We start from the raw sequence: 12,890 nt of genomic DNA on the forward strand, positions 1-12,890 counted from the left end.
ACGCCTCCGCCGACCGCGAGCGTTCCCTGGCGGCGCAGGGGCACCGCATCACTTGAGGACATACGGGGAAACCGAGCTTCGGTGTTCGCTGATATCGAGCACCTTGCCCAGGGGCGGGAATGCGCGCTGTGGGCAATTGGCGCGCTCGCAGACCCGGCAGCCCGCACCGATCGGCGTGGCCTTGGCCTCGTCGAGATCGATGCCATCGGCGTAGACGACGCGACCGGCGTGCCGCAGTTCGCAACCGAGACCGATTGCGAAGGTCTTGCTGGCCTGGCCATATCGGGTCGCGCGGCGTTCGACGGTGCGGGCGACCCACAGGTATTTGCGGCCGTCGGGCATCTGGGCGATCTGCGTCATGATCTTGCCCGGATAGGCGAAGGTCTCGTAGACATTCCACAGCGGACAGGTGCCGCCGCTCGAGGAGAAGTGGAAACCGGTGGCGGACTGGCGTTTCGACATATTGCCCGCGCGGTCCACGCGCACGAAGGAGAACGGGACGCCACGCAGCTTGGGTCGCTGCAGAGTCGAGAGGCGATGGCAGATCGTCTCGTAACTCTGGGTGAAGAAGGCCGACAGTCGCTCGATGTCATAGCGGAAATCCTCGGCGACCTCGTGAAAGTGCGTGTAGGGCAATACGGTTGCCGCGGCGAAGTAGTTCGCTAGGCCGAGCATGGCCAGCTTGCGGGTGTCCTCGGAAGCGAAATTGCCCTCCTCGACCAGCTTTTCGAGCAGATCGCCGCATTCGAAGTAGGCGAGTTCGGCGGCGAGTTTGAAGGTGCGCTGGCCACCGGACAGATGTGGCGCGATCTCGAGCCGCTGGGTCTGCGGATCGTAGCGGTGCAACACGCCCTCGCCGAGATCGATGCGCTCGACAATGCTCACATCGTGCGCGCGCAGCAGGCGGGCGATCTCGCTGTTCACATCGCCGCCGTGGAAGCGGATGCGGGCGGTGAGCTCCTCTGCCGCAGTATCCAATTCGTGGATGTAGTTCTGCCGCTGGTAGAAGAAGTCGCGCACTTCCTCGTGCGGTTTGCTGATCGTCGCGCTGCCGGAGCCGTCGGCGAAGCGGTCCTCGGTGGCGGCGGCCAGCTGCGCGGAGGTATTGCGGTACCGGTTGTGCATATTGACCAGTGCGCGCGCCATGCTCGGATGCGCGGAGACCATATCCGCGATCTCCTGGGTATCGGCCTCGATGCCGAGCTCCTGGTCCATCACGACCTCTTGCAGTTCGGCGATGAGCCGGGTGTCGTCCTGGGAGGAGAAAAAGGTCGCGTCGACGCCGAACACTTCGCTGATGCGCAGCAGTACCGGTACGGTGAGCGGGCGCACATCGTGTTCGATCTGGTTGAGGTAACTCGCCGAGATCTCCAGCTTCTGGGCGAGTGAGACCTGGCTCAGCCCTCGTTCGGTCCGCAGCTGACGAAGCCGCGCCCCGACGTAAGTCTTGGCCATATGTCCAGTTTATGGGCGGATTCGCAAACCTGCCAACGGGTAATTAGCAGCAGAGCTGAGCGATATGTCACAGGGGCGGGTTACCGTCGAGTGATGCTGTTCTCGGATGTCGTGCAGGCCTCGGAGACCGTCCGTGCGACCCGCTCCCGCAAGACGAAGATCGCGACCCTGGCCGCGCTGTTGTCCGCGGCCGCCCTGGATGAACTGGAGCCGGTGGTCGCATGGGTCTCCGGTGAACTGCGCCAGGGGCGCATCGGCACCGGCTGGCGCACCCTGACCGCACTCGAATGCGAGCCGAGTGAGCTTGCGACGCTGTCGGTTTCGTCGGTGGACAACACGCTCAGCGAATTGGCCACCACCTCCGGCCCCGGCTCGACCAACCGGCGCAGGGAATTGCTGCGCGGATTGTGGACCGCCGCGACCGCCGACCAGCAGGCCTTCCTGATGCGCCTACTCGGTGGCGAGTTGCGTCAGGGCGCGCTCACCGCGATCGTCGCCGAGGCGGTCGCGGTGGCCGCGGCGGTGCCGGTCGAGCTGGTCCGGCGGGCGTACATGCTTTCCGGGCAGCTGCCGGTCACGGCCGTCGCCGCGCTGACCGGTGGGGCCGAGGCGCTGAGCGAATTCCGGCTAGAGGTCGGTCGCCCGATTCAACCCATGCTCGCCTCGCCCGGCGCGACGCTGGATGAGGCGATGGCCGAATTCGGTGATGAGGTGAGCGTCGAGCACAAACTGGACGGCGCGCGGATCCAGGTGCACCGCGACGGTTCCCGGGTCTGGGTATTCACCAGGACGCTGCGCGATATCACCGCCGGTGTGCCGGAACTGGTCGATCTGGTCGCCCAACTCGACTGCACGAGTGTGGTGCTGGACGGAGAAACGTTGGCGCTCACCGATTCCGGACGGCCGCGTCCGTTCCAGGAGACGATGAGCCGCTTCGCCGAGGTCAGCTCGACCAGGGAATTGCTGCTGCACCCGTACTTCTTCGACTGTCTGCATCTCGACGGCGCGGATCTGCTCGACGCCCCGCTGCACGAGCGTCGCGCGGCACTGACCAAGGTGGCGGCCGCGCACAGCATTCCAGCCCTGATCCGTCCCGATGCCGAGGCGGCCGCGGAGTACTTCGACGGCGCGTTGGCCGCGGGGCACGAGGGCGTCATGGTCAAGTCGTTGACCGCGCCGTACGCCGCAGGCCGCCGCGGGCGGTCCTGGCAGAAGATCAAGCCGACGCACACCCTGGACCTGCTGGTGCTCGGCGCGGAATGGGGTTACGGCCGCCGCACCGGATATCTGTCGAACCTGCATCTCGGCGCGCGGGATCCGGAAACCGGTGACTCGGTAATGGTCGGCAAGACCTTCAAGGGCCTCACCGATGCGCTGCTGCAGTGGCAGACCGCGGAATTCCCGCGGCACGAGCGCGCCCGCGACGAGTACACCGTCTACCTCTGGCCGGAACTGGTGGTCGAGATCGCGCTCGACGGCGTTCAGATCAGCCCGCGCTATCCGGGCGGTGTCGCGCTGCGCTTCGCACGGGTGGTGCGCTATCGACCCGATAAGTCCGCCGCCGATGCCGACACCATCGAAACGGTCCGTGCGCTGCTGCCGTGATCAGGCGGTCCGTGCTGCCATGACAGCCGCGAGGACGACCGAATCGTTATGCGGGTCGAACGGTGCTGCTCCCGGCATATGTGCTGGTCATAGACCAGACTGACTCCGGTTCGGTCCGGTACACGCGCGGAAACGGGGACTCGGCGTTGCTCGGTACGGCAGGAAAACGAGGGATGGGATCGTGGTCGGCCATCGGTCGGCCGATGCGGAAAGCGGCGGTGCTCGGTGCGGTGACCTGTCTCGGGGTGATGGCGTCGGTCGGTGCGGCGGTGCCGGGAACGGTTGCGGCGGATCCGAATCCGGCCGCCGATATCCTGCACCCCGCGCGTGATCCCGCCGCCGTCATGCCGACGCCGCTCGACGACCCCTTCTATACACCGCCGCGGGGTTTCGAGAATCTGCGTCCGGGTGCGGTGGTCGCGGCCCGTGCCGTCGATATCGGGCTGGAGCCGACACCGGTCACCGCCACCGAACTGCTGATCCGATCGACCGATGCCAAGGGCCGTCCGGTGCCGGTGGTCGCCACCCTGCTCGTGCCCATCGCGCCGTGGCAGGGTTCGGGATCGCGACCCCTCGTCGCCTACAACGTGGCGATCGATTCACTCGGCAATCTCTGTGCGCCGTCGCAGCAGCTCAAGCTGGGTCTGTCGGCCGGTCTCCGCTCGGTGCAGGTGCCGCTGTCGAAGAACTACGCGGTGATCGTGCCCGATCACCAGGGCCCGCGGCAGGCATACGCGGCCGGTCGCATGGCCGGACATGCCGTGCTGGATTCGATACGCGCCGCCGTGCGGACGCCCGAGTTGGGTCTATCGCCCGATGCGCCCACTGTCGTGTCCGGCTACTCCGGCGGTGCCATCGCTTCTGGCTGGGCGGCGCAACTCGCACCGGAATACGCGGGAGAGTTGAACCTCGTCGGTGCGGTGGTCGGTGGCGTTCCTGCCGACTTCGGCATGCTGATCAACACGATGAACGGCGCCAATGCCGCGTCCGGGGTATTCCTGGCCGCGACTCTCGGGCTGGCCAGGGAGTACCCGGAGATGATGGGGCTGTTCAATGACAACGGCTGGCGGCTATCGCAATTCGCGAAGGATCTCTGCTTTCTGGACGCGGCGCTGCTCGGCGCGCTCGCGCCCATACCGGTGCAGACGCTCACCGATGTGGCCCACCCGACGAAGCTGCCAATGATCAGGGAGATCCTGGCCGAGAACCGCCTCGGCACCGCCGCGCCGCGGATACCGGTCTTCCTCTATCACGGCATCAACGAGTTCTGGCTGCCCTTCGCCGGAGCCGAACATCTCTACGACGACTGGTGCCGGTTGGGCGTTCCTGTGCGCTTCGAGGCCTACCTCGGCGAGCATCTGATCGCCAGCGTCGCCGGGGTTTCGGCCGCCAACTCCTGGATCGATCAACGCTTGGCGGGCACGCCCGCACCGGGCGGCTGCACGAAGATCAACAGGTAGAGCGAAGATCCACGGTAACCGATCGGAAATGCGTCCCGACAAGCGGCAACCGCATGGCAATCCGGATCGCGAGTGCCGCACACTGGAGGGGTGACCGCGGACCTATTGGTACTCCTGATCGTCATCGTCACGGCACTCGCATTCGATTTCACCAACGGCTTCCACGACACCGCCAATGCCATGGCGACCTCGATCGCCACCGGCGCGCTGCGGCCACGGGTCGCCGTCGCGGTGTCCGCGGTTCTGAATCTGCTCGGCGCCTTCCTGTCGGTCGCGGTCGCCGCGACGGTGGCCAAGGGCATCGTCCGGCTCGACGCCGTGCGCGGCGAGGCGCTGCTCATCATCGTGTTCGCGGGTCTGGTCGGCGGCATTCTGTGGAATCTGCTGACCTGGCTGTTCGGCCTGCCGTCGAGTTCGTCGCACGCACTGTTCGGCGGCTTGATCGGCGCCACCATCGCCGCCCTCGGCTGGGGCGGGGTGATCTGGGCGCACGGCGCGGACGGTGTGCTGACCAAGATCGTGCTGCCCGCCCTGCTCGCGCCGATCGTGGCCGCACTGGTCTCCGCCATCGGCACCTGGGCCGTCTATCGGATCACCGGAAAGTCCGATCCCGACAAGGTGAACGCGGGCTTCCGCTGGGGTCAGGTCGGTTCGGCGTCACTGGTTTCGCTGGCGCACGGCACCAATGACGCGCAGAAGACCATGGGCGTGATCTTCCTGGCACTGGTCGCGCACGGCACATTGACCAAGAACGACGAAATGCCGCTGTGGGTAATGGCGGCCTGTGCCGTCGCCATCGCGGCAGGCACCTACCTCGGCGGTTGGCGGATCATCCGCACCCTCGGCAAGGGGCTGGTCGAGATCGACTCGCCGCAGGGGCTGGCCGCCGAATCCTCCTCCGCCGCGATCATCCTCACCTCGGCCCATTTCGGGCTGCCGCTTTCGACCACGCAGACCGCGACCGGATCCATCCTCGGCACCGGACTCGGCAAGGGTGTGGAGGTGCGCTGGGGTGTGATGGGCCGGATGACGGTCGCCTGGCTGTTGACGCTGCCGCTCGCGGGTGTGGCCGGGGCGATCTGCTGGGCCATCGCGCACCTCATCGGTGGATTGCCCGGTGTGCTGGTGGTATTCGCGCTGCTGATCGCGCTGTCATCGGTGATGTATCTGCGGTCGCGGCGCGATCCGGTGGACACCAGCAATGTCAACGAGTGGCCCGGCGACACGCCGGACGCGGGTACCGAGGTTGCGAAGGACGCCACACCGGTCGTGGAGGACGGGGTTCCGCCCAACGGATCGTCCGCGCCGGGAACCAACAGTCGTTCGGCCCAGGTCTGAGGAGGCGCGCCGTGCACACACTCGTCACGAATCTGAATGCGCTGTGGCAGGTGACTGTCGCCGGTCTGCTGCTCGGGGCCGGGCTGCCGATCGTCTTCGCCGTGGGCGTCCGGCTCTGGTCGATCGCCGACACCATGCCAGCGGAAGGCGGTCGCGTCCACCGCAATTACCTGGCACTTGCCGGTGCGTACGCCTGCTTCGCGCTGATCATCGCCGCGATTGTTACGGGAATTGTTTACACAGCGAAGGCATTCCTGGCCGCTAGATTCGGTATTCATCTGTTCGGAGCGTGAGAAAGGTGACCCGTGACTGATCCAGCGAAATCCGCTCAGGTCCGGCCGAATCTGCTCGGCCGGGTCATCGGCTGGCTGCGGGCCGGTTATCCACAGGGGATTCCGCGGTCTGACTACGTCGCCCTGTTCGCGGTGCTGCACCGCCATCTGACCGACTACGAGGTGGTGGCGATCGCCGAGGAGTTGGTCGACTCCAATCCGGACAGCGAGATCAGCCACGCCGATATCGAGGCGGCGATCGCCCGGATGGCCAAGGAGCAGCCGGACGCGCACGATATCGCCAGGGTCGCTTCACATCTGGCGGCCGGTGGCTGGCCGCTGGCGACTCCACTGAACGATCCCGAATCCGCTGATCCGACAGCCGATTAGCGCAGGTCCACCCGAATTCCGTTCGGACGGAACGGCATTCGCTGTGGCGAAGATCTCTTCCTGTACCGATCCTGGTCGACCGACCGATAGTCCGATCGGAGCGCGACGCGGCGCTTCGTTTCGAGAAGGAGGTCGATCATGACGCTGTGGACGACGAGTTCGCACACGGTACGACGGACGCTGGCGAAAACCGTTGTGGCCGCGACACTGGCACTCGCCCCCGCGGCGGTTGTCGCACCCGCATTGGCTATCCCGGACACCGGGACGCCAACCCCCACCCAAGCCCCGATCCCGACACCTGCTCCCACGCCGATCCCCACACCCGCTCCCACGCCGCCCACGCAGGTCCCGACACCCCCACCGACCCAGAGTCCGACCCCGCCCGACATCTACGGCCCGGACGGATACGGTCCCGACGGCTTCGACCGCTTCGGCCGCGATCGCTTCGGATACGACCGCGGCGGCTACGACAGCTCCGGTTACGACCATTCGGGTTACGACCGCTGGGGCCGCGACCGGTTCGGCTACGACCACAGCGGTTACGACGCAGGGGGCTACGACCACGCCGGTCGTGACAAGTTCGGGTACGACCGCGACGGCTATGACCTCTGGGGCTACAACCGGTCCGGCCGTGACGCATCCGGATACGACCAACAGGGTTGCAGACTGACCGGCGACGACCGTCCGGACGCCGACCACGCGGAGTGTGACCGGCGGCGGCAGGTCCGCCCGTCCACCGGCAGTGCGGGCTGAGCGGTTCCCAGCCGATTCACAGCTGGATTGCCAGCGTTCTCGAGGTGACCGGAGCAGGATGAGGTTGTCGGCGAACGAGAAGCGGCTTCCAGTGCAATGGGGCCTACCCCACGGCTTCCAATTCGCTCGACCCCGGCGGTTCACTGCTCGGACCGTCTTCCCGCCGACCGGCGGCGCCCACCCCTCGCTCGCGCCGCCGGTCCGCGAACCCCTCGTCGGGCAGCTGCGCGGCGGTCGGCCGGAGCGGAATCAACCAGACGATCGCGGCGATCAGTGCGATGGTGGCGAGCAGGGTATACGAATCACCGAGCAGGAACTGCCATAGCGTCCAACGGAATTCGCGGCCCTCGGTCTGCGGTACCTGCCAGATCAGGCCCTGCGGCAGTAGTGGCAGATCCGGATCCCATGCGCCGAAACGGTCGGCCCGCAGCGGCCAGGCGAATACGAACAGATAGATGAGCCCGGGTACGGCTATCCGGACGGCCAGCGGTCGCTGGCGCAGCACGTGGATCGCCCACAGCAGCGCTGGCGCGATCCACACCCAGTAGTGAGTCCAGGAAATCGGCGAGACCAGCAGCATTACCGTTGCGGCGAGCAGTGCGCCCAGCAATTCGTCACCGCGCGCGTGGGCGATCCGCGCCGCCGCCATTCCGGCGAGTCCGAGCAATCCGGCGCAGACGAACGAGGATGTGGTGTCGTTCCAGGTCGACCATTCCAGGCGGCCGAACATGCCGTTGATCGACTGATTCTGCACATAGGCGAAGCCGATTCGGTTCTGCGAGGTGGTGGTCGTGGTCCAGAACTGCAGCGCCTGGGTCGGCCGGTACCAGAAGCCGATCGCCACCGTGGCGCCGAAGGTCGCGGCGGCCGTCGCGGCGGCGCGGAACTGGCGGGTGATGAGCAGATAGACGATGAAGACCGCCGGGGTCAGCTTCAGTCCGGTCGCGATGCCGATGAGGATGCCCCGATAGCGGCTTTCCTTGGGCATGGCCAGATCCGCCAGGACCAATGCCATCAGGATCGCGCTGAGCTGACCGAACCGGAAGGTCTGCTGGACGGGTTCCAACCAGATCGCGGCGCCGGTGACGGCGATGCTCAATGCCAGCAAACCCGTGCCGCGGCGGATTCGCTGCAGCCTTGCGGCGCTCCAGACGCTCACGAACAGCGACACCATGGTGAGCACCGTGACGCCCGTCCCGATGTAGTTGATCGGGAAGCGCGACAGTTCGGCGCAGATCCACGCGGCGAAGACGGGGTAGAGGAAGGGCAGGCCGAGCGGCCCGCGGCCGTCGTACAGCAGCGCGGGATGGGTCGCTGCGGCCGCACCGCCCCACATATAGACCTGTAGATCGACTTGGTGCCAGTACATCTGCCAGTTGGGCCGCAGAAATAGCAGCCAGGCGCCGATGGACATGGAGGCGAATACGATTGCGGCACTGAGCGTTAATTTGTGCGAGACCTTGGGCTGCGTCCCCGCACCGGCAGCGCGCTGTTCTCCTGTTTGCAGGATGACAGCCATGGAGTTGTTATTCCTTCATCAGGTGATACAGCTCGAGCGGACAGCAAATCCTTAGCTAAACTAAAGGCAATCCATCGTATCATCGCTGCTCACCGTCGGCTGCCCAAAGCTTTTCCGGGCTGGCGAAGCTATTCGGCGAGCACGTGCAGCAGATGTTCGACCTCGGCGCGGATCGCGTCCCGTGCGGGCGCCAGGTACCTGCGTGGATCGGCAATGGTGGGACTGTCCGCGAGCACGGTCCGGATCGCCTCGGTGGCAAGGACATTCAGCCTGGTGGCGATGTTGATTTTGGTCATGCCGTGCGCGACGGCGGCGCGCAGGCCCGCATCGGGGACGCCGGAGGAGCCGTGCAGTACAAGGGGGACAGGAACTTTCGCGGATAGTCGGGCAATCAGGTCGTTATCGAGTTCGGCCGTACGGGTTTGCATGGCGTGCGAGGAGCCGACGGCCACGGCGAGGGCGTCCACGCCGGTCGTCGCGACGAATTCGACGGCCTCGTCCGGATCGGTGCGAACGCCGGGGGCGTGCGCACCGTCCTTGCCGCCCACTTCGCCGAGTTCGGCTTCGACGAAGACCTCGCGCTCGTGGCACCAGCGCACGATATCTGCGGTGGCGGCGACATTTTCGGTGTAGTCGAGGGTGGAACCGTCGTACATGACCGAGCCGATGCCGAGGTCGACCGCGGAGCGGATGAGTTCGAACGAGGTGGCATGGTCCAGGTGCACCGCGATATCGGCGCTGCTGTCGGCGGCAATGCGCAAGCAGGCCAGCGCGATCGGGGCCAGCCTGCCGCCGTGGTAATGCACCGTATTCTGCGAAATCTGAAGTAGCACCGGGCATTTCGCCGCCTCGGCGGCCGCGGCGATCGACTCAGCGTGTTCGATGGTGATCACATTGAAGGCGCCCAGACCGCCCGGGCGGGCGGCCGCAATCAGGTCCGCGACGGGTCTCGAGCTCATGGGGAGGTCTCCTGCGGGGTGGCTAGTCGGTCGACGATCACCGTCGGTGCGATTTGGGTGCGTACGCGGCGGTCGATTTCACCGGCGACGGGGATGACGACCGCGGCGGCGGAGGTGGCGACGGCGTCGACCAGCACGGCGGGCCAGTCCGGGGTGTCCTTCGCATCCGACAATGCGGCGATGACCGCGGCGGTCGCGGAATCGCCCGCGCCGGTGGGGTTTCCGGCGAGTGGTTCGGGCAGCACCGCCGACCACGCGCCATCGGCGGTGACTACGACCATGCCCTCGGCGCCCCGAGTGGCGATGACGGCGCGCACGCCGCGTTCGATGAGCGGTCGTGCGGCCGTGACCACTTCGTCCGGGGTCACCGGGACGCGTCCGGTGAGCCGTTCCAGCTCTTCGGTATTCGGCATCAGCACGATGCCGGGAACCTGTGCGGCCAGCCGCAGTGCCTCGCCGTCGACATCGCAGATGGTCGGGACACCGGCGGCGATGGCGGTGCGCGCGATATCGGCGGGCAGGCCGTGGGCGATACCGCCTGGCAGCGATCCGGAGATGACCAGGCCGTTGATATCGGGCAGCATGCCCGCGACGCGAACCGAGAGTTGCTCGGCGGCATGGGGATTCGAGATCCGCGCGCCGGGCTCCCACAGCGCGGTGGCGGTACCGTCACCGGATTCGCTGATCACCACCGTGCGTCGGACCCAGGGCAGTGCGTGCACGAAGTCGACCGGCATCTCCAGCTCGGCGGCGGCGGCGAAGGCATGGTCGGAGAAACCGGTTGCCCTGGCGTACTTTCCGATCTGATTGAGCACCCGCGTCACATTGATGCCCTTGCCGCCGATGCGCTGCTCGACCGAACGGACCCGATGGGCCTGGCCGCGCTCGAAATGTTCTACCCGGTAGGTCATGTCGTAGGCGGGATTCATTGTCACGGTGAGGATCACGTCAACAACTGTCCACGTCTGAGCACTCGGCGCAACTGTAGATTGTCATCGACTATCAGCAGGTCGGCGAAATGGTCGGTCCTGAGGTCGCCCACATCGGTCAGTCCGGCCGCCGCGGCGGGTACCGAAGTGGCGGCGAGCACGGCCTCGCGCAAGGGCACACCGCATTCGTTAACCGCCCAGGCGAGGCAGCGCAGCAGGTGGGCGGTGCCGCCCGCGATGGATCCATTGGATATCCGGGCCACGCCATCGGCGACATGGACGACTTGCGGACCGAGCTGATATTCGCCGTCGGGCATGCCCGCGGCCTGCATCGCATCGGTGATCAGCGCGACCTGTCCGGGCGCGGTCGCGAAAACCAATGCGCCGAAGCCGGAGTCGACGTGTACTCCGTCACCGATCAGCTCGACGAAGACCTGCCGCTGCGCCGCGGCGACGAGAGCGGCGGCCACCGGACCGGGTGTTCGGTGATGCAGCGGTGGCATTCCGTTCGCCAAGTGGGTAACCAGACTGGCGAAACCTTTGGGGCGCAAGGACTGTCCGAACCCAGTGAAATCGGTATCGCTGTGGCCGAGTGACACCACCACATCGCTGTCGGAAAGACGTTGGGCGACCTTGTCGAATCCCGGCAGCTCCGGGGCGAGCGTCATGACCCGAAGATGGCCGTCGGCGGCGGCGAGCAGGCGTTCGGTCAGCTCTAGGTCGGGATCGCGCAGATATCGGGGATCCTGCGCACCGCAGCGTGCGGCGGCCAGAAATGGTCCCTCGGCATGGATTCCGGCGATGGTGCCTTCCGCGGCCAACGCGCGCAGCGTCTCGACCTGCGCGAGCATGTCGGTCGCAGCGCCGGTGACAACGCTGGCCAGCACGGTGGTGGAGCCGTGTGTGTGATGGAACTCGGCGGCCGCGCGCGCCTCGTCACCGTCGACGGTGTCGAACCGGTGGCCGCATCCGCCGTGGTTGTGGATATCGACGAGTCCGGGCAGCACGGTGCCGGAGAACGGGGGCACGGTCGAATCCGGATGTGCGGCAACCCAGTCCGCGAGTGACCGCACTCGATCGATCCGACCCGCGCGGATGGACACGACGCCGTCGTCGAATTCGGATGTCGCCGAAACGATCCGTCCGCGAATCTCGCGACTCATATCAGCGCTCCCTGTCTGGCGAACAGGGCCGCGCCTATGAGTCCGGCGCGGGCACCGAATTCGCCGAGCACCACCCGCGGTGCGGGCACCACGCGCAGACGTTCGGCAATGGTGTGGTGCAGGGGTTCGGTGAGCGCGGAACCGGCACCGGCCAGGCCGCCGCCGAGAATGATCAGTTCGGGGCAGGCCGCGTGGATGAGTCCGAGCAGTCCGTCGGCGAGCGCGCTGATCGCCTCGTCCACAACGGCTTTGGCGTCCGAATCGGTATCGAGTATCGCGAAAACATCCGCCGCGCTGGCCGTTTCGTGACCGGTTCGCTTCGCGTAGGCGCGGGCGATGGACGCACCCGATGCCACCGTCTCCACACAGCCGATATTGCCGCAGGGGCAACGCAATCCGTCCGCGTGCCGAACCGGGATATGTCCGTATTCGCCGGTCTGCCCATAGGCGCTGCGCATCAGACGGCCACCGACGGAAAGGGTGCCGCTGATGCCGGTGCCCAGAATGACCACACAGACGTCATCGTGGCCGCGCCCGGCGCCGAAGCGCCATTCGGCCCAGCCCGCCACCGCGACATCGTGCTCGATCAGCACCGGCATACCCCAGCGAGGGGCGAACCGATCGCCGATGTGCACATCGCGCCAACCGACATTGCTGCTGAATACCGCGATCGAACGGACCGGATCGACAATGCCCGGCAGCACGACGGCCGCGCGTGCGACGCGGTCGCGCTGGTCATCGGTCAACTCGGCGAGTAGCTGATCACCGAGTGCCCCCATCGTTTCGAAGGCCGCCTCACCCTGCGGGGTGGCCACCACACCCGCGGCGAGCACCGTGCCCGCGGCATCGGTGACCTCGCCCTTCATCGTGGTGCCGCCGACATCGAGGCCGAGCACCAGCAGGTCGTCGGTCAACGCCGTGACCGGCTGCTGGGCAACCGGCCCCGGCGCCGCCGCGGCGTCCGGCACCGCCGGGTCCATACGTGCCGCGAGATCGTCGCGGTGCACGGTGGTCGGGGGCTGTTCGGTTCCCATATCCGCACAGTAG

General features: G+C 66.7%; 12 protein-coding genes. 6 read left to right on the forward strand and 6 right to left on the reverse strand.

Annotation, left to right across the window (positions count from 1 at the left end; translation table 11 throughout):
* Positions 1-48: 48 nt before the first annotated feature.
* A complete protein-coding gene (ramB, locus tag NA5_RS07920; RefSeq protein WP_062983490.1) occupies positions 49-1,455 on the reverse strand; it encodes an acetate metabolism transcriptional regulator RamB in 1,407 nt (468 codons plus the stop codon).
* Between the two features lie 93 nt (positions 1,456-1,548).
* Here ramB and NA5_RS07925 point away from each other — a divergent pair, with 93 nt between their 5' ends.
* The 6 genes from NA5_RS07925 (at position 1,549) to NA5_RS41615 (ending at position 7,273) form a co-directional block, all read left to right on the forward strand.
* On the forward strand, positions 1,549-3,060 hold the full coding sequence (locus NA5_RS07925; RefSeq protein WP_062983491.1) for an ATP-dependent DNA ligase: 1,512 nt from the start codon (positions 1,549-1,551) through the stop codon (positions 3,058-3,060).
* 173 nt (positions 3,061-3,233) lie between these two features.
* The gene (locus NA5_RS07930; RefSeq protein ID WP_245672141.1) at positions 3,234-4,520 is read left to right on the forward strand and encodes a lipase family protein; all 1,287 of its coding nucleotides are present in this window, start codon (positions 3,234-3,236) and stop codon (positions 4,518-4,520) included.
* 90 nt (positions 4,521-4,610) lie between these two features.
* Positions 4,611-5,858, forward strand: a complete 1,248-nt coding sequence (locus NA5_RS07935) for an inorganic phosphate transporter (RefSeq protein WP_062983493.1) — start codon at positions 4,611-4,613, stop codon at positions 5,856-5,858.
* A gap of 11 nt (positions 5,859-5,869) precedes the next feature.
* Entirely contained in the window at positions 5,870-6,151 is a 282-nt protein-coding gene (locus tag NA5_RS07940; protein ID WP_062983494.1) for a hypothetical protein, read from the forward strand.
* Between the two features lie 12 nt (positions 6,152-6,163).
* Positions 6,164-6,520: a DUF3349 domain-containing protein gene (locus NA5_RS07945; protein WP_062983496.1), complete on the forward strand. Its 357-nt coding sequence runs from the start codon at positions 6,164-6,166 to the stop codon at positions 6,518-6,520.
* A gap of 138 nt (positions 6,521-6,658) precedes the next feature.
* Positions 6,659-7,273 (forward strand): hypothetical protein, encoded by a 615-nt coding sequence (locus NA5_RS41615; protein ID WP_062983498.1) that lies wholly within the window; start codon positions 6,659-6,661, stop codon positions 7,271-7,273.
* Positions 7,274-7,376: 103 nt separating this feature from the next.
* On the opposite strand, the gene NA5_RS07955 is transcribed toward NA5_RS41615, so the two are convergent.
* The 5 genes from NA5_RS07955 to NA5_RS07975 all read right to left on the reverse strand — a co-directional run bounded on the left by NA5_RS07955 (position 7,377) and on the right by NA5_RS07975 (position 12,877).
* On the reverse strand, positions 7,377-8,792 hold the full coding sequence (locus tag NA5_RS07955) for a glycosyltransferase 87 family protein (RefSeq protein ID WP_062983500.1): 1,416 nt from the start codon (positions 8,790-8,792) through the stop codon (positions 7,377-7,379).
* Positions 8,793-8,920: 128 nt separating this feature from the next.
* Positions 8,921-9,751 (reverse strand): class II fructose-bisphosphate aldolase, encoded by an 831-nt coding sequence (locus NA5_RS07960; RefSeq protein ID WP_062983502.1) that lies wholly within the window; start codon positions 9,749-9,751, stop codon positions 8,921-8,923.
* Positions 9,748-10,698 carry a 1-phosphofructokinase gene (locus tag NA5_RS07965; RefSeq protein WP_063813244.1) on the reverse strand — a complete coding sequence of 317 codons (951 nt, stop codon included), beginning with the start codon at positions 10,696-10,698 and terminating at the stop codon, positions 9,748-9,750. The genes NA5_RS07960 and NA5_RS07965 overlap by 4 nt, the downstream gene beginning before the upstream one ends.
* Entirely contained in the window at positions 10,695-11,843 is a 1,149-nt protein-coding gene (locus NA5_RS07970) for an N-acetylglucosamine-6-phosphate deacetylase (RefSeq protein WP_062983504.1), read from the reverse strand. The genes NA5_RS07965 and NA5_RS07970 overlap by 4 nt, the downstream gene beginning before the upstream one ends.
* A complete protein-coding gene (locus NA5_RS07975; protein ID WP_084483964.1) occupies positions 11,840-12,877 on the reverse strand; it encodes an ROK family protein in 1,038 nt (345 codons plus the stop codon). The genes NA5_RS07970 and NA5_RS07975 overlap by 4 nt, the downstream gene beginning before the upstream one ends.
* Between the last annotated feature and the right edge of the window lie 13 nt (positions 12,878-12,890).

The organism is Nocardia anaemiae NBRC 100462 (assembly GCF_001612725.1).
GTDB classification, from domain to species: Bacteria; Actinomycetota; Actinomycetes; order Mycobacteriales; family Mycobacteriaceae; genus Nocardia; species Nocardia anaemiae.